The 20,780-nt window shown below is 71.2% G+C and carries 22 protein-coding genes; 15 read left to right on the top strand and 7 right to left on the bottom strand.

All coding sequences use genetic code 11. The features are described from left to right. Window positions 1-93: 93 nt before the first annotated feature. Window positions 94-360: a DUF6284 family protein gene (locus tag ABEB09_RS16010; protein ID WP_345690598.1), complete on the bottom strand. Its 267-nt coding sequence runs from the start codon at window positions 358-360 to the stop codon at window positions 94-96. A gap of 724 nt (window positions 361-1,084) precedes the next feature. Between ABEB09_RS16010 and ABEB09_RS16005 the strand changes: the two genes are divergently transcribed. Continuing rightward, complete coding sequence (locus tag ABEB09_RS16005; protein ID WP_345690597.1) at window positions 1,085-1,951, top strand: GntR family transcriptional regulator; 867 nt, start codon at window positions 1,085-1,087, stop codon at window positions 1,949-1,951. Continuing rightward, window positions 1,941-2,648 (top strand): HAD family hydrolase, encoded by a 708-nt coding sequence (locus ABEB09_RS16000; protein ID WP_345690596.1) that lies wholly within the window; start codon window positions 1,941-1,943, stop codon window positions 2,646-2,648. The genes ABEB09_RS16005 and ABEB09_RS16000 overlap by 11 nt, the downstream gene beginning before the upstream one ends. A 1,441-nt stretch (window positions 2,649-4,089) precedes the next feature. Here ABEB09_RS16000 and ABEB09_RS15995 read toward each other — a convergent pair. From ABEB09_RS15995 to ABEB09_RS15975, 5 genes are all read right to left on the bottom strand, one after another. Further along, on the bottom strand, window positions 4,090-4,896 hold the full coding sequence (locus ABEB09_RS15995) for an alpha/beta fold hydrolase (RefSeq protein WP_345690595.1): 807 nt from the start codon (window positions 4,894-4,896) through the stop codon (window positions 4,090-4,092). Window positions 4,897-6,170: 1,274 nt separating this feature from the next. Further along, the gene (locus ABEB09_RS15990) at window positions 6,171-6,926 is read right to left on the bottom strand and encodes a hypothetical protein (RefSeq protein WP_345690594.1); all 756 of its coding nucleotides are present in this window, start codon (window positions 6,924-6,926) and stop codon (window positions 6,171-6,173) included. Continuing rightward, a complete protein-coding gene (locus ABEB09_RS15985) occupies window positions 6,923-7,372 on the bottom strand; it encodes a hypothetical protein (protein ID WP_345690593.1) in 450 nt (149 codons plus the stop codon). The genes ABEB09_RS15990 and ABEB09_RS15985 overlap by 4 nt, the downstream gene beginning before the upstream one ends. Window positions 7,373-7,471: 99 nt before the next feature. Beyond that, entirely contained in the window at window positions 7,472-7,804 is a 333-nt protein-coding gene (locus tag ABEB09_RS15980) for a branched-chain amino acid transporter permease (protein ID WP_345690592.1), read from the bottom strand. Beyond that, on the bottom strand, window positions 7,797-8,564 hold the full coding sequence (locus ABEB09_RS15975) for an AzlC family ABC transporter permease (protein WP_345690591.1): 768 nt from the start codon (window positions 8,562-8,564) through the stop codon (window positions 7,797-7,799). Before ABEB09_RS15975 ends, ABEB09_RS15980 begins: the two co-directional genes overlap by 8 nt. A gap of 80 nt (window positions 8,565-8,644) precedes the next feature. On the opposite strand from ABEB09_RS15975, the gene ABEB09_RS15970 reads away from it, so the two are divergent. The 3 genes from ABEB09_RS15970 (at window position 8,645) to ABEB09_RS15960 (ending at window position 10,455) form a co-directional block, all read left to right on the top strand. Beyond that, window positions 8,645-9,085 (top strand): Lrp/AsnC family transcriptional regulator, encoded by a 441-nt coding sequence (locus ABEB09_RS15970; protein ID WP_425580065.1) that lies wholly within the window; start codon window positions 8,645-8,647, stop codon window positions 9,083-9,085. A 117-nt stretch (window positions 9,086-9,202) separates the two neighbouring features. After that, window positions 9,203-9,802 (top strand): dihydrofolate reductase family protein, encoded by a 600-nt coding sequence (locus tag ABEB09_RS15965; RefSeq protein ID WP_345690589.1) that lies wholly within the window; start codon window positions 9,203-9,205, stop codon window positions 9,800-9,802. Window positions 9,803-9,867: 65 nt separating this feature from the next. Beyond that, a complete protein-coding gene (locus ABEB09_RS15960; RefSeq protein WP_345690588.1) occupies window positions 9,868-10,455 on the top strand; it encodes a hypothetical protein in 588 nt (195 codons plus the stop codon). Between the two features lie 51 nt (window positions 10,456-10,506). Here the strand turns inward: ABEB09_RS15960 and ABEB09_RS15955 are convergent, their stop codons facing one another. After that, window positions 10,507-10,947: a BP74-related protein gene (locus tag ABEB09_RS15955; protein ID WP_345690587.1), complete on the bottom strand. Its 441-nt coding sequence runs from the start codon at window positions 10,945-10,947 to the stop codon at window positions 10,507-10,509. 168 nt (window positions 10,948-11,115) lie between these two features. Between ABEB09_RS15955 and ABEB09_RS15950 the strand changes: the two genes are divergently transcribed. The 10 genes from ABEB09_RS15950 (at window position 11,116) to ABEB09_RS15905 (ending at window position 20,759) form a co-directional block, all read left to right on the top strand. Then, complete coding sequence (locus ABEB09_RS15950; RefSeq protein WP_345690586.1) at window positions 11,116-11,925, top strand: DUF817 domain-containing protein; 810 nt, start codon at window positions 11,116-11,118, stop codon at window positions 11,923-11,925. A gap of 284 nt (window positions 11,926-12,209) precedes the next feature. Beyond that, window positions 12,210-12,515 carry a hypothetical protein gene (locus ABEB09_RS15945; protein ID WP_345690585.1) on the top strand — a complete coding sequence of 102 codons (306 nt, stop codon included), beginning with the start codon at window positions 12,210-12,212 and terminating at the stop codon, window positions 12,513-12,515. A 140-nt stretch (window positions 12,516-12,655) separates the two neighbouring features. After that, window positions 12,656-13,573, top strand: a complete 918-nt coding sequence (locus ABEB09_RS15940; protein ID WP_345690584.1) for a bifunctional MaoC family dehydratase N-terminal/OB-fold nucleic acid binding domain-containing protein — start codon at window positions 12,656-12,658, stop codon at window positions 13,571-13,573. Next, window positions 13,563-13,964: a MaoC family dehydratase gene (locus ABEB09_RS15935; protein WP_345690583.1), complete on the top strand. Its 402-nt coding sequence runs from the start codon at window positions 13,563-13,565 to the stop codon at window positions 13,962-13,964. Before ABEB09_RS15940 ends, ABEB09_RS15935 begins: the two co-directional genes overlap by 11 nt. After that, complete coding sequence (locus ABEB09_RS15930) at window positions 13,961-15,133, top strand: lipid-transfer protein (RefSeq protein WP_345690582.1); 1,173 nt, start codon at window positions 13,961-13,963, stop codon at window positions 15,131-15,133. The genes ABEB09_RS15935 and ABEB09_RS15930 overlap by 4 nt, the downstream gene beginning before the upstream one ends. Window positions 15,134-15,259: 126 nt before the next feature. Beyond that, entirely contained in the window at window positions 15,260-15,844 is a 585-nt protein-coding gene (locus ABEB09_RS15925) for a SigE family RNA polymerase sigma factor (RefSeq protein ID WP_345690581.1), read from the top strand. A 96-nt stretch (window positions 15,845-15,940) separates the two neighbouring features. Next, window positions 15,941-16,810, top strand: a complete 870-nt coding sequence (locus ABEB09_RS15920) for a hotdog family protein (RefSeq protein ID WP_345690580.1) — start codon at window positions 15,941-15,943, stop codon at window positions 16,808-16,810. A gap of 183 nt (window positions 16,811-16,993) precedes the next feature. Continuing rightward, on the top strand, window positions 16,994-18,232 hold the full coding sequence (locus ABEB09_RS15915; RefSeq protein ID WP_345690579.1) for a cytochrome P450: 1,239 nt from the start codon (window positions 16,994-16,996) through the stop codon (window positions 18,230-18,232). Then, window positions 18,232-19,011: a 4'-phosphopantetheinyl transferase family protein gene (locus ABEB09_RS15910; protein ID WP_345690578.1), complete on the top strand. Its 780-nt coding sequence runs from the start codon at window positions 18,232-18,234 to the stop codon at window positions 19,009-19,011. Before ABEB09_RS15915 ends, ABEB09_RS15910 begins: the two co-directional genes overlap by 1 nt. 62 nt (window positions 19,012-19,073) lie before the next feature. Beyond that, window positions 19,074-20,759: an AMP-binding protein gene (locus tag ABEB09_RS15905; RefSeq protein WP_345690577.1), complete on the top strand. Its 1,686-nt coding sequence runs from the start codon at window positions 19,074-19,076 to the stop codon at window positions 20,757-20,759. Window positions 20,760-20,780: the final 21 nt, after the last annotated feature.

Genomic DNA, 20,780 nt, shown 5'->3' with positions numbered 1-20,780 from the left:
GCGCACGCTCCGCCGAACGCACCTCGGCCGGGTCGTGAACACCCCCAACCTTTCCGTGAACATCGTGAACGGGACCGCGTGCGTCGCGGCCGGTCACGCGGCACCGCCCGCCAGCGCCGTGCTGGCGCGGTTCGCGAGGTCGCGGCGCACGGCCAGGACGCGGTTGCGGGCCCGGCGGATGCGCTGGGCGTCCAGCTCCGTAAGCGGTCGGTCCAGGGTCGTGATGTGCGCGTCCAGCAGGTCCACCTCCGCCAGGATCAGCGGAAGCTCCTCCTCGATCGCGTCCAGCTCCGCGAGCGTCGGTTCACGCTCGCCGTCGGCACCCGTAACAGGCGCCTGAAGTGCCACGATGGGCTCCATGGGTCGTACTCCCTTCGACGAGGAACGGCCCGAACAGCGGCCCCGGTGCACCACCACCGGGGCCGCACGCCGTTGTCAGGAATCGAGATTTCGGACGGGTTCAGCGACCATCGGCCGCCGTGTGCGGGTGCGGCCTCGGCGGCCGCACCGGGAGCGGGGGACGCTCGTCGCGCGGGTGCTCGCCGCTCACCGGCGGCCCTGCACGCGGGCGTTGTCCTCGCTGCGCTTGTTCGCCTCGGCGTTCTTCCGGGCCAGCTCGGCCCGCTCCGCCTCTGTCAGACTGGTGACCACAGGGACCTCCACTCAGGTGCCTGTAAAGCGCCGCCCGAAGAGGCAACTTCGGGCGGCGCACCCATGCGGGGCCAGGGGATTCCGGCTCCCCACACTCCGCCCGTACGACCCCCGAGAAGGAGTGGACGGGCGGAGGAGGCAACCGGCCGCAGCCGAAGAGGCTGCGGAGAGGTCGAGTGCGCGGGCCTTTGCCGCGCCGGCCGCCTTCGGAGGAGGCGGCGGCCTCATCAGTCAGCACACTGTTCAGTTCTCAAGCACCAGTCGCTTCCATCGAGCCGTTTCACGGGCCCTCCGGGCGGTAGCTGAGCACCCCGACCTGACCAACCTGGCTAGCCTGGCCGGGACGAGAACAACGTAGCCAGCCTGGCTAGTCATGTCAAAACTTGGCTAGCCTGGCTGTCCTGATGGGGTGCTGGGGACGTAGCATCGAGGCATGACCTTCGTTCCTGAGCCCCTGGACCCGGACGACGAGCGGCCCCCGTACGAGCAGGTCGCGCGGAGCCTCAGTGCTGCGATTCGCACCCGAAAGCTCGCCCCCGGCGACAAGCTGCCCTCGCACTCCAAGCTGACGGAGCTGTACGGCTTCGCCAGGGCGACGATCCAGAGGGCCCTTCGCGACCTGGAAGATGAAGGGCTCGTGGTCTCACGCAAGGGCAGCGGTGTCTACGTCCGGAACCGGACCGAGCGGCCGGCTGGACTCCGTGCGTACCTAGAGCAGGCGTTCGCCGCCGACAACGTCACGATCGATTTCGCCGGATTCTCCAGCGAGACGCTTCACAGCGCCCTCCAAGAGCCGATCGACAAAATCCGGGTGGGGCGCCTTTCGCCATCCAGTATTCGTATTCGAATCCTGGTCCCGGATATGTCCATTCCTCAGGCGGCACCGGTGCTGCGCGAGGACTGTTCCGACGATCCGCGACTCCGCCATCGAATGCACGACATGATGGTCGGCTTCACCCGGAGCATCGCCAACTCGATAACAGAACTGAGTCACCTGGGGCTGGTGCAGAAGACAGACGTCTCGGTTCGCATCCACAGTGGAACTCAGTTCTTCAAGCTGTATGTGATCAACCAGCAGGATGCATTCTTCGGCTACTACCCAATTCGCCCCAACAAGGTGGCGATTCAGGGTGAGGTCATTGAGTTCTTCGACCTTGTGGGAGCCGACGCCACGTTGTTCCACTACTCGCTGAACGATGGCGAGTCGCAGAGTGGCGCAGAGCAGGTTGAGCAGGCACGTTCGTGGTTCGACAGCGTGTGGACCACCATCGGAAAGGACCTGAACGCGGATGGTAGCTGACCCGCTCGCGTCGATCGTCTCCGGGCGAGCCGGCATACTTCTGGACTTTGACGGGCCAGTCTGCAACGTGTTCGCCGGCCTGCCGGCGCCGAGTGTCGCTCGTGACTTGGCATCACTCGTTTGCCGGCTCGACGCGAGCTTGGCAGAGGAGGTCCAGGGAGTCGAAGACCCCATGGAAGTCCACCGCATCTCCCAGAAGGGTGGTAGGGACCTTCTTGTACGCGTTGAGGATGCCCTGACGCAAGCCGAGTTGGCGGCCGTTGAAGTCGCTGGCGACCCCGTTCCGGGAGCCGATGAAGTCCTCTTCTCGGCTCTCTCCTCAAGGAGGAGGGTGGCCGTGGTGAGCAACAACTCAGCGGAGTGTGTGAGGGCATTTCTTCGCCGACATGAGCTTGAATGGCTCGTCGACGCGGTAATCGGCCGACCGGCGTATCGGCCGGATCTGATGAAGCCGTCGCCGCACCTGGTGTTCCAGGCCATTGAGGCGCTTCAGAACCAGCCGAACGGTTGCGTGCTGGTCGGCGACTCAGTCACAGATGCCGAGGCAGCGCTAGCGGCTGGGGTTGGAGCGATCGGCTACGCGAACAAGCCGCACAAGTCCGCTGCCCTCTCCGCCGCCGGTGCTGACGCCGTGATCACCGACATGGGCACCTTGGGGAAGGTGCTCTACGATGACCAACTCGGCTGCTGCCGGTAGGCCCCGTTGGCGTACGCCAACCTGTAGCAAACAGCAGCACACAAGCACGACACCGACAGAACAGCCCTAGGGCACAGCAGGGGCGTGGGCACGGCCTGACGAGCGAAGGTTGCCCCGTTCAATCCCATCAAGACGCCCCTGACGCGCCCGGCGCGGCGGCGCGCGGGCCGTTGTCCTGGCCGCTGCTCCTGTCTTCGCCCCGCTTCGGCCTGGCCGTCGGCCACGCGCCAAGCGGTGGTGGGGGTGGCGGGGGTAAACCCCGCGGTGGGGAGCCGGGGACAGTGGTGGGCAGGGATGCGCGCGTCAGAAGTCACGCCCATCCGCCAGCCAGCGTGAGAGGTCAGGTCTCTCGCCCCCAGGTTGCTCCCACCCACTGACACTCCACCGACCTCCGGTTTTGAACCAGACGCAACAGAAGTGTGATTTACAGCACTGGATAATTCTGTCAATTACGGGACAGGCTGTCGCATATTGCACCCACTTCTTCGAAGCTACAGCGGTGGGAGTGTCGACGGCGTCTGCTATGGGGTGACAGTGCTGCAGGTCAGGCCACTCTCATCGCTGCACTTTTCGGCAGAAAGATCTTCCTAAACGCGGTTCTCCGGACCGCCATACCTGAAGAAGTTCAGCCTGGCATTGAGGGCGCTGAACCCATCAATATGGGCGCACAAGCAAGCCCGCCCACGTTGCACAGGCTTGCCGGCGAGAGCAACGGGGCGGGCTCCGAACCAAGGAGGTTCTTCGTGAGTGTCGCCTGCACCCCAGGGGATCTGTCAAACGCCCTTCCCCGACCCTGGGTGATCACAGTGATCGTCGTCGTACTGATCTCATGGAGGGAAGCCTCCGAGGTCGTCGGCGCTTATGTCGACGCAATGGCGTTGGCCGCCTTGGCCATGGGAGCAAGCAGTGCAGCCGCTAAGTACCGAAACCGCGGCACCTCGTAAGGGCGGCATCGCCACTCAGCGCCCCGCAGTCGAGGGATGTAGCCGCCGCTGACCCGTCCTGCGGGGCTACGGGTCCTAAGGTTTGTGACGTCCACAGGTGACATCAACGGCGCCGGACGGCGGTGCATCCCGGCATCCCTGTCTGGCCGTCATGCTGGGGGATCGTAGTGGCTGGAACAGCCTCTGATCGAACTCCTAAAGCGGATGTGGGTCCAGGGCTCAGCCTTTTCCGCTCTTGGCCTCAGCAGAGGGGCTGTGGGCCATGCGCGGGCCAGGATAGGGCAGTTGAGTGGTTGGGCCATGCTCCGATGCAGGTCAGAGGCCTGCGGGCACTCAAGGCGCAACGCTCTTGAAAACCGTCGTGGCGCGAGTCACCGTGGGTTCAAATCCCACACCCACCGCCAGGCGAGACGGCCCCTGACCAGGATTCACGGTCAGGGGCCGTTCGCGTGTGCGGGCACCGTGGAGCCCCGCTGTTCAGAGGAGCGGAGGTCGTGTCAGGCCGGATGGTGCTCCGACGTGAAGAGCTCGGCGAGTGCCGCGGCGAGCGTTTCGGGGTGGGTCAGGGGAGCGGCGTGCCCCACGCCGGGGATCTCCTGGACACGCGCGTCGGGGACGTGGTCGGCGACGTGCCGGGCGCCGGCGGTGAAGAGGCGCTTGGTGTCCGATCCGAGCAGCACCGTGACCGGAGCGGAGATCGCGCCGAGCAGGGCCGGATCCGCGGTGGGGTCTCCGTACTCCTTCACCTGCCGAAGGAGGTCGAGCAGTTTCGGGACGTAGCGCCCCGCGGCCTCGCAGTAGCCGATGTCGTCGGCCACGGCGACCTCTTCGTCGTTGAAGGGGAAACCAAGGAAGGCGCGAGCCGCGGCCGTCAAGTCGCCTTCGGCGGCCAGTTCGCCCGTGCGGGTGAGGGCGTTTCCGATCACCGCCTGCTCCTCCGGGTTTGCCAGTCCGAGCACCCCGGGCTCGAAGGGAGCCAGCGACGTGACCGCGTCGGAGTGCGCTGCCGCGCCCAGTGCGTGGGTTGCCCCGCCGGACCAGCCCGTGAGTCGGACCGGTTCCCCGATGCTCTCGATGTAGGTGACCGAATCGTCGATCTGCCGGCGGACGCTGAGGTCGGGGTGATCGCTGCTGAGGCCGCGGCCGCGCATGCTCGGCAAATGGCATGTGAACCGGCCGGTCAGGTGTTCCACCACCCGGTTCCAGTCGATGTCCCCGTCGCCCACGGCCCCTTGCAGGAGCACCAGCGGCGGTCCCTGGCCGTGCACGGTCGCACCGACGGTGACGCCGTCGTCGGTGGTCACGTAGTGGGTGCGCCGGCTGGTCATCGCCGTCTCCCTCCTCTTGGGCGGCCAGTCCCGCGACGAACACGCGGAAGGCGTGGGAGAACGTCACCCGGCCGCGTACGTGTTGACGGTTACGGGTACTGCTGGGCATCCGGGCGGCGGCTTCGTCGCCGAAGGCGCGCGATGCCGCGCTTCCGGTCGCGAAGCAGCTTGTCGCCGCGGGAACGCAGGCAGCGGCTTGGAGCAGCTGATGTACGCGCGGTGGCGTACCCGCCCGGCCATGTATCCACGGTACGCCCGACCTCGGTGACGCGGGAGCCGCCGTCCGCCGACGGGAGTTCACGTGGAGGGGCAGGCAGCCGCTGGAGTGGGGGCCGAGGCGGGCGGCGGACCTCGGTCCGTTCCTCGGCGCGGGCGGCCCGCTCGCCGATCTGTCCGGCGGGGCAGTTTAGAGCAATGCGGTCGGGGGACGGGCGCGGATGCACTGAAGAGTTCTGGGGACCTGGGCGAACGCTGGCGAATGGTGCGAACGCGGAAAGTCGTCGGTTCCGGCGCGGTACCGTTCGCGACGACGACTCGGCTCGCCGCCTCTCTGTGTCTCTCCTGCTCGACGGATGAGCAGGAGGCACCTGGAGAGGTGGGAGGTGAGTCAACTGGACCAGTCGAGGGAACCCCAGTGGTTCCGGCGGCATCAGTGGTGGATCCGATTAACGCTGGATGCGCTGGCCGCGGCTGGGACGATCGTGGGTTGTGTGGTGCCGTTCCTGCGCTGAGAGGCAACTGAGCGGTGGTCCGGTCGAAGGGCTCCGATGTGGGCCCGGCCGATGGTTGCTCGACCGGGCCCACTTCCCGCGTAGCGGCCTGACCTCGGATGCCACCGGGGTCAGGCCTTCTCTACGTGGGAGTCCAAGCATGCGTTCCACGAGGCGACGTGCGAGGCCGCCAAGGTGAACCCTGCGCTGCCAATGTAGCGAGCCCTCGTGGCGGGATGATCAACTCGGGCCGCGACGCGGGCCGTGCGAACGAGCGTTAACAGTCTGAAGCTCCAGGTCGGCACGGGTCAAGGTGGCGAATCCTGGCGAATTGATGATCTTGATTCGTCGTCAGGACGGTGGTGCCGTCGGGCGGCGGCGAGGGGTCGGCGTCGGAGTTCGCTGCGAGCCGGCGCACGAAGATGTCGCGGTCCGGCAGGCAGCGAGGCAGCAGGTCGTGACCGGCGCCTGCGCCCCGCCCGTACCCACGGGGGCACCGCCGCCGGGCCCAGGCGCGGTCGGCCGAAGCCGGGCCTCGGCTCAGAAGGTCTCGGGCGTCTCCGTCTCGGACCAGACGCGGGCCTCCGCCAGGACCCCCTGGCGGAGACTGCTGCTGACCGAGACGACGGTGAGCACCGCTGTACGGCCGTACATCGTGCGCACGCAGACCACCGTGCCCCTGCCCACCTCGACCTGGTCGATGCCCTGTGTGGACACCAGCTCCGCGCAGTCCTTCCGCGTGGGGGCCGTGGAGCCCTGCCACAGCGCCAGGTTGGTGGAGTTGACGGACCAGTCCGAGCCCTGGAGGACCGCCGGGTCGGTCTGGGCCAGCCAGACATCGCGCAGGTACGAGTACTTGACGGGCGGACGCTCGTCGAGCCGCGGGCCTTCCTCGGTGATGCGCAGGGTGCCCGTCCACTGGACCCGGTCCGCGGCGTCCTCCGTGCCGGTCCGCGGCGCCGGAGGCGTCGAGGGTGGTGTGGTCCTGGGCGCCGCGGCAGGGCCGGAGGTGCCCGGCGCGAGGGCCGGTACGGACGCCGGCGCTGGTTCCCGGGCCTGGCCGCCGCCGCGGTCGTCGGGGTCGTCGCCGAACTTCAGTGCCACCAGGAGCGCCCCGGCCGCCGCCGCGAGGACCACCGACAGGACGCCTCCGACGGCCGGCCACACGCTGCGGGACGGCGGCGGATAGTGGTTGATGTTCTGGAAGTTGGCGCCACCGGCCTGCACGTTGGCGGAGCCGTGGAAGGCGTTGTCGGAGACGTGGCCGCCGCCGGGACCGGGGAAAGGCCCGCTCACGCCTCGGGCCTCTGGTCGATGCGCAGTACGTTGACGTACCCCGCCTGCACATTGGCCCGGTCGTGGAAGGTGTTGCCGCTCACGACCCCGCCGCCCGCCGTCGGCCCGCCCTGCTCGGTGCGACGCTCGGCCAGCAGTGTCTCCAGGCCCGCGACGACCGCGTCGCGCTCGGGCTCGGCGAGTTCCTCCAGCAGCACGGCGAGGCGGGTCTCCCAGGCGGTCTCCTGGCGCGTCCGCTCCAGCTCGGCTCTCTCCGGCGTCGCGCTGCGGAGTGCGGCGGCCGTGCGGTCGAGCCGTTCCAGTTCGACGCTCTCCCGGTCGCCCTCCCCGCGGCCCAGGACCCGCGCCACCCCCGTACGGAAACCGTCCCACGCCTGGGTTCCGGCGGCCTGGACGACCGCGGTTCCCAGTGCTGCCGCCAGGGCCGTCAACGACTCAGCGAGCATCGTTCTCCCCCTCGGTCACATGCCGGTGCGGGCATCGTACGGCGCGGGGAAGGCCCGTACCCGCCGCTTCGGGAGATTTCGTGAAGACGGCGATCTGTCCTACGCCCAGGCCGCCGTGCTCGACAGGACGACGTGGACCGCCGTGCCGCCCAGGATGCTCAGGAGGGCGTTGCGGCGCCACAGGTGGAGGGCGATGGTGACCGTCAGGGCCGCGAGGGGGGCCAGGGCGGCGCGCGGTTCCGTGAGGGGCAGGTCGCGGAGGCAGTAGACCAGGAGGATCACCATGACGCCCGCCGGCATGCGGGTGCTCAGGTACTGGACCGTGCTGCTCGCGCGCAGCGGCGCCAGGGCCGCGAAGGGCAGGGCGCGGAGCGCCCAGGTGACGGCGGCGGTGACGACGATCGCGGCGATCGCGTAGCGGGCGTCAGGCACGGCGCGCCCTCCTGGCGGTCAGGAGGTGGCGGGCCAGGAGCCCCGCCGTGAACAGGACGAAGGCCGCGAGGAGCAGCCGGTCCGGGAAGAGCAGCCGGGCGGCCACGGCGCTGAGGAGGGCCAGCACCGGGGTGGGCAGGTCGCCGCGCAGGTCCCGCAGCGCGTCGAGCGCGAGGACCGTGAACAGGGCCGTCAGGGCGAAGTCCAGGCCCGTGACGCCGGCCGGGATGAGCGAGCCCAGCAGCGCCCCGGCCACCGCGCTGCCCGCCCAGTACAGGTGCAGGAACAGCTGGAGCCACAGGATGCGCCGGCCCGGCCAGGAACGGGCCTGTGCCCCTGCCGTCAGGGCGTACGCCTCGTCGGTCAGCGCGAACGTGCCGTACGCCTTGCCGAGGCGGCCCCGCACACGGTGCAGCGGGAAGGACAGCGCGTAGAAGACGTGCCGGACGTTGACCATGAAGGCCGTCACGGCGATGGACGCCAGCGGGGCCACGGCGGTGACCATGCCGATGAGGAGGAACTCGAACGAGCCGCCGTAGATCAGCGCGGCCGACAGCCCCGCCCACCACCAGTCGAGACCGGACTGGGTCACGAGCGCGCCGAACGCGAGACCGAGCGGGAGGAACCCCAGGCCGACGGAGGCGGAGTCCTTGAGTGCCGCCCGGGCATCGGAGCGGGAGCCGGAACCGGAACCGGAGCGGGGCCGGGGAGGAGTGGCGCGTCGAGGAGGGTCGCCGAGAGCGACCTGGGGTATTGCCATGGGGTAATTTTAGGAGTGGATGTGGCTTATTTGATTTCCTTTCATGGCACCTGGGAGGTCCAGTGGGTAACGCGGAGGGCATTGATGCCGTGGATCGAGAAATTTTGTTCCACCTGCGTCACGACGGGCGGCTCACCAACGTCGAGCTGGCCAAGCGCGTCGGCCTCACGCCACCGCCCTGCCTGCGTCGCGTCAAGCGGCTGGAAGAGGCCGGCGTCATCACCGGATACCGGGCCACCGTCGACCCCGAGGCCATGGGCCGCGGGCTCGAGGTCCTCATCGACGTCGAGATCTACGCCAACGACCGCAGGACCGTCGAGGAGTTCGAGACGACCGTGGCCTCCTTCGACGAGGTCATCGAATTCCGCCGCATGTACGGCCGCCCCGACTACTTCATCCGTGTCGCCGTCGCCGACCACGCCGCCTACGAGGCCTTCCTGACCCGCAGGCTCAGCGGGCTGCCCGCCATCCTGCGCCTCCAGTCCCACCTGACCATGAAGAAGATCAAGTCGGAGGCCTGACGGGGCGCCGCCGTCCGGTGCGCGTGTGAGACTTGTGGCGTACGTCACGTCCTTCGCGTACAGGCCGGGGCGGACGCGGGACGCAGACGCCGTAGCGAGGAACGAGGAGCACGTCCCATGCGCATCGTGGTCATCGAGTTCATCAGCCTGGATGGTGTCGTGCAGGCTCCCGGCGGGCCCGAGGAGGACACCGAGGGCGGCTTCGTCCATGGGGGATGGACGCAGGACTTCTTCGATCCCGAGGTCATGGGCGGCGCCTTCGACGATGCCCTCGGCAAGGCCGGTGCGCTGCTGTTCGGGCGGCGTACGTGGGCGACGATGGCCGGGGCGTGGCCCGAGCGCGCCGGGGACCCGTTCGCCGACCGGATGAACGCCATCCCGAAGTACGTGGTGTCCCGGACCCTCGGCGATGAGGACCTGACCTGGGCCGACACCACACGGATCCCCGGGGACGAGGCCGTCGCGCGCATCCGGAAGCTCCGGGACAGCGAGGGCGGCGGCGACCTGCTGGTGATGGGCAGCCCGACGCTCGTACGGACCCTGCTGCACGAGGGGCTGGTCGACGAGCTGAGGCTCATGATCATGCCGGTGATCCTCGGCGGCGGGAAGTCGATCTTCCCCGGGGACGGGGCGATGCATAAGCTCGAGCTGGTCTCCACCGTGACCAGCGGTACGGGTGTGCACGTCTGCACCTACCGACCCCGCGCCGAGGGGTGAACCGGAGCCGCGCGGCGGCAGCGTGGTGGACCGAGGTCGACTGTGCTGGGGGACTGTTGGGCGACGTGTGGCGTACGGGACTGATGGTCGGTGCGGTCCTGCTTGTCGCCGGGTGCGGCCGCGCTGAGGCGCCGCGTCCGACACCCGGCCCCACCGCCCCCGTCGTACTCGACCAGGAGCGGATCTCCCGCGTCCTGCCCGGTCCCGACGCCGTGCCCGTCGAGTGGGAGAGGAGCGGGGGCGTTCGGCTCGAGGGCGGGCCCGGGCCCGACGGGCGCCTTGCCTACGGGCACGTCGGCTACCGCGCGCCCGACCTGGACGGTGTCGTCGGGTTCACGGTCAGGACGTACGCCGGGGTCCCGGGGGCCGTGGCCGGCTTGCGGGAGACCGAGGGGCAGTACGGCGAAGCCACGACGCCCGTCTCCCTCGGCACCGCCGACGAGGCCTTCTCGCGCAGCGGCTGCCTGGGCCGTTCCGAGCTCTGCAGCGCGACCGTCGTCGCGCGCGCCGGTTCGGCCGTGGTGAGCGTCAACATCAACAGCGATACCGGCGTCGCGCCCGACCCCGGGATCCTCGACTCCGTTGCGCGGATGATGGTCGAGCGGGTCCGCCAGGTGCAGCGCGGTGAGGCGCCGAGCGTGCGCGCCGGCTGAACCGCCCGCGAACGGGGCCGCGTGGCCGGCCCCGCTCGCGTGTGGAGGTGGTCAGGGGGCCGGGATCTCGCGGACCAGGCGGGACGTCCACGGGCACCAGTGGCTGCCCGGCAGGAACGCCCCGCCCACCTCGTCCAGGTGGTCCTCCACGTACGGGATCGTCGCGTCGCACACCTCGATGGCGTACGTGAAGAAGTGGATCGTGTCCGGGTTCAGGTGGTAGCTCCAGCGGGCGTTGTAGGGCGCCGGGCGCTTGATGATCCGGCCCATGACGTGCTTGTCCTCCCCGCTGGCCAGCAGGGAGCGCGCCTCCTCGATCCGCGTCGGGTCGGTGAGCTGGATGACGAACGTGTGCCGGGTCAGGTCCGTGAACTCGAAGTACGCCGCCGGTGCCGGCGGCCCCGCCTTTCCGGCCTGGGCCGCCGGCGCCGAGGTGAGCGCCAGGACCGCGGCCGCCGCAAGGGTGCCGATCCTCGTGGTGAAGGCTCGCATGTGCACCTCCAGTGCGTGTGCTGTTCAGTTGGGCGCTACGGAACGTAAGTCATGAAGTGCGGTATGTAGACGGGGTGTGTGCGGAGGCGGCACCTTTGGGGGAAAAGCGGGCCTCGTCGGTTTGAGGCCCGGAAAACCAGGGCCAAGGGTTTCCGCGTCCTTCCGGCCATGGACACGTTCAGTGGGGCGATACGGCACGCGGCGGTGCAGCTGATCCGGTTCGGGGTGCTCCAGCTGCGCTGCTGCGCCTTCGCGATGGCGCTGGTCGGGGGGATCGCCGTGTCGGCCGTCCTGCCGGAGCTGCCCGTCGCGCGCTACGACCTGGTCTTCGTGTACGGGGTGCTGCTGGCCGTGCTCGCGCGGCGGGTCGGCTGGGACAGTCCGCGCGACACCGCCGTGATCACGGCGTGTCATCTGATCGGCCTGGCCTTCGAGCTGGTCAAGGTGCGGCTCGGCTCGTGGAGTTACCCCGAGGACGCGGTGCTCAAGGTCGCCGGCGTACCGCTGTACGGCGGATTCCTGTACGCGGCCGTGGGCAGCTACCTGTGCCGGGCCTGGCAGCTGTTCGAGCTGCGGCTCTCCGGGTACCGGGCCACCGCGACGGCCGTTCTCGCGGCCGGGGTGTACCTGAACTTCTTCACCCACCACTGGCTGCCCGACGGCCGCTGGTTCCTCGCGGCCGGCCTGGTCGTCGTCACCGCCGGCGGTTGGGTCCGGTTCACCGTCGGCGAGCGGCACTACCGGATGCCGCTCGCGCTGTCGTTCGTCCTCATCGGCTTCTTCCTGTGGGTCGCCGAGAACGCCGCGACCTACGTCGGGGCCTGGAGCTATCCGCACCAGCTGGACGGCTGGCAGCCCGTCGCGCTCTCCAAGTTCGGCGCGTGGGCGCTCCTGATCAGCGTGACCTTCGTGCTGGCCGAGCGGGTCCGCCGACGGGGGGCCGGGGACGGCGGCCCGGGTGGCGGGAAGGTTGGCTGAAAGGCGTGCCGAAACGCTTCCTCCGGTGTGATCAGCGGGCTGTGCGGGGCGGTCCGGGGTGATTGGGGGTGATGCGGGGCGATGAAGGGTGATGCAGGAGGTTTATCGACTTGTCATCACGCTTCAGGGCGAATCGGCAGCTCCGGGCTGGTTCGCCGGGGATTCGGTGGGCAACTCTTGATCCACGACGTCGGAACGCGCCGGGGCGGTCGGCCAACTGCCCTGGTGAAAGCCACATTCCGTGGCTCACGCACCATTGCTCCCACGGTTCCTGGAGGAATCACATGGCACGTATCCGTACCGCTCGCGCCTTGGCCGCCGTCGCCGCGCTTCCGCTCGCCGCCGCCCTCTTCACGGGCGTGGCGGAGGCCGACAACGGTGGCTTCGCGAACGACGGATCGAACGCTTCCGTCGCCACGATCATCGGCAGTGGCGTAGGCGGCGAGAACTCCGGCAACTCGACCACCACCCAGCAGGTGGCCACCGGATCGGGCGCCTCCAACCAGAGCAACACCGCGAGCGTGGACGGCTCCGCCTGGGCCGCGATCGACCAGGGGAACGCCACGGTCAACTTCACTCACCTGTGGTGAGACGGGGCCCGGGTGGGGCCACGACGGCGGGGTGAACGGCGGCCCGCGCGACGGTACTCGGTACCGGTCGCGCGGGCCGTCGGCCGTTCCGCCGTCCGCTCCCTTGACGGCGCCCCATCATCTGACGGACAGTCAGATCCATGGGAGCCGACCCGCTGCACGCCCGCCTCGCCCCGTACGAAGGCCGCCCCGCCGCCACCGGCGGTATCGCCAAGGACCCCGTCAACGCGCCCATGATCCGGCACTGGTGCGAGGCCGTCGGCGACACCCACCCCGCCTATCGCGGCCCCGACGCCATCGCGCCCCCCACCATGCTCCAGGTCTGGACGATGGGCGGGCTGTCCGGCAACAGCGCCCGCTCCGACGCGTACGGCGATCTCCTCCGCCTCCTCGACGAGGCCGGGTACACCGCCGTCGTCGCCACCGACTGCGAGCAGGAGTACCTGCGGGACCTGCGGCCCGGCGACCGGCCGGTGTACGACGCGGTCATCGAGTCCGTGTCGCCGCTCAAGACCACCGGGCTCGGCGCCGGCCACTTCGTCACCACCCGGACCGACGTACGCGACGGGGAGGGCCGGCTCGTCGGTGTCCACCGCTTCCGCATCCTCAAGTACGCCCCCGGTCCGCGCCGCACCCCGCAGCCCGTCGCGCCCCGCCCCCGCCCCGTCGTCAACCGCGACAACGCCGGCTTCTGGGACGGCGTCCGGGAGGACCGGCTGCTCGTCCAGCGCTGCCGCGACTGCCGGCGGCTCCGCTTTCCCTGGCTGCCCGGCTGCACCGCCTGCGGGAGCCCCGCCTGGGACGCCGTCGAGGCGAGCGGCGACGGAACCGTCCACTCGTACGTGGTGATGCACCACCCGCCGCTCCCCGCCTTCGACCCGCCGTACGCCGTCGTCCTCGTCGAACTCGCCGAGGGCGTACGGATGGTGAGCAACGTGGTGGGCGTGCCGTACGACAAGGTGCGTATCGGCATGCCCGTACGGCTGCGCTTCGAGCGCGTGGACGACGAGCTGACCCTGCCGGTCTTCGCGCCGAAGGAGGACGGACGTGCCCGATGAGCTGCCGCCGCTGCGCGTCCCCGTCACACGTACGCTCATCGTCGCCGGCGCCCTCGCCTCGCGCGACTTCCAGGACGTCCACCACGACCCGGACGCCGCCCGCGCCAAGGGCTCCCCCGACATCTTCATGAACATCCTCACCACGAACGGCCTGGTCGGCCGGTACGTCACCGACCACCTCGGCCCGCGCGCCCGCCTCCGCAGGGTCGCCATCCGCCTCGGCGTCCCCAGCCACCCCGGCGACACCCTCACCCTCACCGGCACCGTCACCGCCCTGGACGCCGGCACCGTCGAGGTGCGGGTCACCGGCGACAACTCCCTCGGCCGTCACGTCACCGGAACCGTCACCGCCGTGCTCCTGCCCGAGGACCACGAGGGGGCCGCGTCATGAGCCTCCGCGCCGCGGACACCCTCGGCGGCCGGGCCGCGGTCGTCGGCGTCGGGGCGACCGCCTTCACCAAGGACTCCGGCCGCAGCGAACTCGCGCTCGCCGTGGAAGCCGTACGGGCCGCCCTCGACGACGCCGGGCTCACCCCCGCCGACGTCGACGGGCTCGTCACCTTCACCATGGACACCAGCCCCGAGATCACCGTCGCCCAGGCGGCCGGCATCGGCGAGCTGTCCTTCTTCTCCCGCGTCCACTACGGCGGCGGCGCCGCCTGCGCCACCGTCCAGCAGGCCGCCCTCGCGGTCGCCACCGGCGTCGCCGAGGTCGTCGTCTGCTACCGCGCCTTCAACGAACGCTCCGGCCGCCGCTTCGGCGCCGGCGTCCGGCACCGCGAGCCGACGACCGAGGGCGTCGCGCTCGGCTGGACCCTGCCGTACGGGCTGCTCACCCCGGCCTCCTGGGTGGCCATGGCCGCCCGGCGCTACCTCCACACGTACGGCTTGGACCCGAGCGCCTTCGGGCACGTCGCCGTCACCGCCCGGCGCCACGCCGCGCGCAATCCGGCCGCCCACTTCCACGGCCGCCCCATCACCCTCGCCGACCACGCGGCGTCCCGCTGGATCGCCGAGCCCCTGCGGCTCCTCGACTGCTGCCAGGAGACCGACGGCGGACAGGCCCTCGTCGTCACCTCCGCCGAGCGCGCCCGCGACCTGCCGCACCCGCCCGCGCTGGTCCTCGCCGCGGCCCAGGGCGCGGGCCGCGCCCAGCAGGCCATGACCGGCTTCTACGAGGGCGACCTCACCGGCCTGCCCGAGGCGGGCGTCGTCGCCCGCCAGCTGTGGCGCACCTCGGGCCTGCGGCCCGCCGACGTCGACGTGGCGATCCTTTACGACCACTTCACCCCCTTCGTCCTGATGCAGCTGGAGGAGTTCGGGTTCTGCGCCCCCGGCGAGGCCGCCGCGTTCGTCGCCGAGGGCGCGCTGCCCCTCAACACGCACGGCGGCCAGCTGGGCGAGGCGTACCTCCACGGGATGAACGGCATCGCCGAGGCCGTCCGCCAGCTGCGGGGCACCTCCGTCAACCAGGTGCCCGGCGCGACCACCGTCCTGGCCACGGCCGGGACCGGCGTACCGACCTCCGGCCTGCTCCTGGGCGCCGCCCACGGACCCTGAGCCGGCGCCCGCGCTCCCTCCACCTTCAGGAGGTGGGGCCCGCACCACCCCTCCGACCTGAGAGGGACACCGGGTCGGGACCTGGGGGCGATCCCCGGCGGGGCGCCCGCTCCTAGCGTGTTCTCTATGACCGCGACTACTGGCCCCGTCTGCGCCGGAGCCTCCACAGCCGCCACCGGATACCCGTCCTTCGCCTCGTACGTACGGGCCCGGGGGCCGGTCCTGCTGCGCACCGCCCGGTCGCTCACCGCGAACCCGAGCGACGCCGAGGACCTGCTGCAGACCGCCCTCACCAAGACGTTCGTCGCCTGGGAGCGCATCGAGGACCACCGCGCCCTCGACGGCTACGTGCGCCGCGCCCTCGTCAACACGCGGACGTCCCAGTGGCGCAAGCGGAAGGTCGACGAGTTCGCCTGCGACGAGCTGCCCGAGCCGGCCGGCGTGCCCGAGCCGGACCCCGCCGAGCAGCAGGCGCTGCACGACGCGATGTGGAGGGCGATCATGCGCCTGCCCGACCGCCAGCGCGCCATGGTGGTCCTGCGGTACTACGAGGACCTCAGCGAGGCCCAGACGGCCGCCGTGCTGGGGGTCTCCGTCGGCACCGTGAAGAGCGCCGTCTCGCGGGCGCTCGGCAAGCTCAGGGACGACCCGGACCTGCACCCCGAACTGCCGGCGGCGCCCCGCAAGCGGAGCCTGGGACACGCCGGTTGAAGCCGGAACAGCGTTGCGGACGGCGAGGGCGGCGGTTACCGTACTGGCCAGTACGTGAGCACCTTTCCCGCTGGATCTACCAGATCGAGGTCGTTCATGCCCCTGCCCGTGACGCCGCACGGTGAACTCGCCGAAGGCCGCCTCTTATCGTGGCGCCGCCGGTACAGCCCGGATGAGATCGCCGGGTACGACGCCCTCTCCGGCCGGGTGCGCCTCCCCGAGGGGAGCGCCCCCACGCTGCCCGATCTACTGGTCGTGGCCCCGCTGACCAAGCTCGGGGGCGACCTCGACTACATCGCCCGCAAGATGACTTGGTCCCACGCCCGTGCCGTCGGCGTGGACGAGGAGCTGACGGCGGAGCTGGAGATCCTCCAGCTGGAGGAGAACACCGGCTTCCACCGCATCGCGTTCGACGCCCGCGTCCGCGGCAACGACGGGGACGTCGTCCTGTCCGGCCGCAGCAAGGGCATCATCCTGCACGTCGCCGACCCGGCGGCCCGCCCGGACGTCCCCGAGGACGCGGCGGCCCCCGCCCTGGATCTCGGAGCCGTACGGAAGGCCGCGCGCCCCGAGGCGGACGGCGCGCCGTTCGACGGCCCCGCCGCCGGTGCCGTACTGACCGCGACGACCACCGTCACCTCCGACGACATCGACCTGTGCACCGCGCTGACCGGTGACCGCGGCGCCCACCACCTGGGCATCGGAGGCGACCGCCCCATGGCGCAGGGCCTGCTCACGGCCACGACCGTGCCGTTCGTGCGCGGGGACCGCGGTTTCCGCTACCGGTCGATGTCCATGGTGTTCCTCCAGCCCGTGCACGCCGGGGACGTCGTGACCTCCGAGGTCACCGTCACGGACGCGGACCCCGCCGGGGAGCTGTCGCTGAAGGCGTCCGTACGGAACCAGGACGGCACCGAGGTGTTCGTGTCCGAGTGCACCGGGGTGCTGCCGGACGCCGCCGGCTGACCAGCGGGTCCTCCGGTCCTTCCGGCCCGGCCTTTTCCTTCCGATCTTTTCCTTCCGGTTTTTTTCCTTTCTTATCTGCCTTTCCGTTCCGTACCTCTGCTCTGTCCTTTCTTCTGTTCTTCGAGGAACCGCGCCGCGCTCGTTCGTTCGACTGCCTCATACGGCGGAGAAGAAGGTTCACGCATGGTCGCCCCGTCCGGCATACCCACCACCCTGCTCACCCCCGAGGTGCTGCAGGACCCCTATCCCGCCTACCGCGCGCTCCGCGAGCACCGGCCCGTCCACTGGGACCCCAAGCTCAACGGCTGGTTCGTCACCCGGCACGACGACGTCTACGGGGCCCTGCGCGATCACCACCGCTACTCCTCCCAGCGGCTCGCCCAGATGGTCGACGGGCGTGTCCCGGAGGCGTTACGGGAGAAGGCGGCGCCGTTCATCGCCGTCGCGTCCGAGTGGATGTGGATGAACGATCCGCCGCACCACACCAAGCTGCACCGGCTGATGAACCGCGCCTTCACGCCACGCTCGGTCAACTCCATGGAAGCCCACATCGACGAGATCGTCGCCATGCTGCTCCGCCCCCACCTGGAGAGCGACCGCATGGACCTGATCGCCGACCTGGCCTACCCCCTGCCGGCGTACGTCCTCGCCGACCTGTACGGCATCCCGCGCGCCGACGCCGACCTGCTCAAGGGCTGGTCGGACGCCATGAAGGTGTTCATCGGCGGCAGCCCCGACCCGGGCTCCACGGCGGACGCGGCCACGGCCGCGCTCGACGAGATGATGCGCTACTTCACGCAGGCCATCGCCGAACGCCGCGAGAAGCCGGCCGACGACCTCATCAGCCGGCTCGTGCACGCCGAGGACCGCGGTGACCTGCTCACCGAGCGGCAGGTCGTCGCCCAGGTCGTGCTGGTGCTCGCCGCCGCCTTCGTCACCACCATGGACATGATCGGCAACGGGCTGCTCGCGCTGCTGACGCACCGGGACCAGTGGGAGCGGATCAAGGCCGACCGCACCCTCCTGACCGGCGCCATCGACGAACTGCTGCGCTACGACGGTCCCGTGCAGCTCACGCACCGGCGGGCCACGCAGGACATCGAGCTGCGCGGCGCCCGCATCAAGGAGGGCGACCTCGTCTACCTCGTGCGGGGAGCCGCCAACCGCGACCCGGCGCGGTTCCCCGACCCGGACCGGCTCGACGTGGCCCGCAAGGCCACCGAACACGTGGCCTTCGGCGCGGGCATCCACTACTGCATCGGCGCCGGGCTGGCCCGGCTCGAAGGCAGGCGGGTCGTGGACGCCCTGGTACGGACCTTCCCCGACATGCGGCTCGACGAGGAGCGGCGGCACGTCTGGCGGGCGGACAACATCCAGTTCCGCGGCCTGCGGTCGCTGCCCGTGCGGACGGGGCGCGCCTGATGGGCGAGGCGGCCTCCCGGGTCGTCGAGGTGCACCTGCTCGACTGGGCGGCCACGCCGTGGTCCTCGGCCGAGCAGATCCCGGGCCTCCCGCCCGGCGACCTCGCCGACGCCGGTAGGTACACGGGGACCGGCCGCCGGTACGCCGCCGCCCTCGCACGGACCCTGCTGCGTGCCGTGCTGGGGCGGGCCCTCGGCGTACCGGGGGAGCGGCTGCCGCTGGAGCGCGACGGGCGCGGGCGGACGGTGGCCCGGCGGGGCGCTGACGAGCCGGCCCTCGGGACCTTCGGAGCCTTCGGGACCTTCGGGATCAGCCACGACGCCACCGGCATCGCCGTCGTCCACGCCCCTGGCGTCCCCGGACCCGCGGCCGGCGCGGGCTGCGGTGTCGACGTGGAGGACCGGCCCGAGCGGGAGTTCGCCGACCTGGCGCCCCGCTTCGGCGGACCCCACGACGCGACGGCCGGACGCCCACGGGCCGTCTGGACGGCGAAGGAGGCCGTCGCCAAGGCGCTGGGCGGCGGCCTCGCCACCGGGCTGCGCACCCTGACCTTCCGCCCCCTGCCCGGTACGGCCTGGCGGGTCGCGCACCGGAACGGCGCCCCCACCGGCCACCTCGTGCGCACGCTCCGCCTCCCGGGGCGCGACCTGTCCGTCGCGGCGCCCGCTCCGCACCCGCCGTTGCTGCGCCGCACCACGTGGACGGCGGCCGGGACCGGGGGCGCGGCGCTGCGCCCCCTCGGCACCGCGTACCGCCGGGCGCAGCTGCCGGCCGGCTGACGCCACGCCGTACGCCCTCCTCACTCAACAGACCCCCACAGCCAGGGCCCATTGGGAGATCCATGCTTGCCTCGACCCTGCACGCGTCACTGGACCGGGCGGCCGCACGCCGCCCCGAAAGCCCCGTCGACTTCCCCTCCGAGCGACGCCGTACGACCCTGGGCGCCCTCGCCCGGGACTCGGTCGCCGCCGCCGGGGCCCTGGCCCGCGCGGGCGTACGGCAGGGCGACCGGATCGGTGTGCTGTGCCCGAACGAACCCGACTTCCTCATCGCCCTGTTCGCCGCTTCCCGCCTCGGCTGCGCCGCCTGTCCGCTGCCGGTGCCGACCGGGCCGCGCGACGCGGAGGCATACCTGGCGCGGCTCGGCCGCATCGCCCGGACCTCCGACATGCGGCACCTGGTGCTGTCGCCCGGCTACGGCGGCTTCGCCGAGATCCTGGCCGGCGCGCTCCCCGGGGTCACGCTGCTCCCGGGCGACGCGCTGACGGGGGCGGAAGCCGTCGACGCGGCCGACGCGCTCCCGCCCGTCGCCGAAGAGACCCCGGTCATCGTCCAGTTCACCTCCGGCAGCACCGCCGACCCCAAGGGCGTGGAGCTGAGCCACGCGAACGTCCTGGCCTGCCTGCGCGCCATCGCCGAGGCCATCGAGCTGGGCGACCGGGACAGCCTCGGCATGTGGCTGCCGCTCTTCCACGACATGGGCCTGTTCGCCACGCTCAGCGCGCTGTTCGCGGCCATCCCGGCCACCCTCTGGTCGCCCGTGTCGTTCGTGAAGCGGCCGGACCGCTGGCTGCGCGAGTTCGCCGCTAGCGGCTCCACCATCAGCGCCTCGCCCGACTTCGGCTACGCGTACCTGACGGCGGCCGTCGGCCCGGACGAGGCCGCGGAGCTGGACCTGTCCCGGTGGCGGATCGCCTTCAACGGCGCCGAGACCATCCGCCGCGACAGCGTCGAGGCGTTCCTGGAGCGCTTCACGCCCGCGGGCTTCAGGCCCGGCGCGCTGATGACCGTGTACGGGATGGCCGAGGCCACGCTCGCCGTCACGTTCCCGCCGCTCGGCCGGGCCCCGCGGTGGGACGTCGTCGACCGGGTGCGGCTCGCGACCGAGCGGGTCGCCGTGCCCGTGGACGAGGACAGCCCGGCCGCGCGCCCGGTCGCCTGCGTGGGCCGGCCGGTGCTCGGCATGGAGGTGCGGGTCGCCGGGGACGGCTCGGCGGAGCCGCTGCCCGACGGCCGGATCGGCGAGGTGCTGATCCGCGGCGCGTCCGTCACCCGCGGCTACCTGATGGCGGCCGGCCGGCCGCAGCCCTTCGAGGAGGGCGGCTGGCTGCGCACCGGGGACCTGGGCTACCTCCGCGCCGGCGAGCTGTACCTCACCGGCCGGATCAAGGAGATGATCGTCGTACGCGGCGAGAACTACTACCCGCACGACGCCGAGGACCTGGCCCGCACCCACCCCGGCGTCCACAAGCAGCGCTGCGTCGCCTACGCGGACACCGCGCCCGACGGCTCCGAGCGCATCGTGCTGGCCGCCGAGAGCGAGACGGCCTCCACGGCCGGCGACGACGCCCCGCGCGCCGCCCTGGAGAAGGAGCTGCGCGACCTCGTCGCCGCGGGCCTCGGCCTCGACGCCGTCACCGTCCACGTGGTCGCCCCGCGCACCCTGCCCCGCACCAGCAGCGGCAAGTTCCAGCGGCTGGCCGCCCGCGACGCCGTCGCGGCCGCCGGCCCCGCCTCCGCGCCGTAACCCCGTGTCGTAACCCCCCAT

This window comes from Streptomyces coeruleoprunus (assembly GCF_039542925.1).
In the GTDB taxonomy this organism is placed as follows: Bacteria; Actinomycetota; Actinomycetes; order Streptomycetales; family Streptomycetaceae; genus Streptomyces; species Streptomyces coeruleoprunus.
Note: the sequence above shows the minus strand (reverse complement) of the source record. Positions and strands in the feature narration are given on the sequence as shown.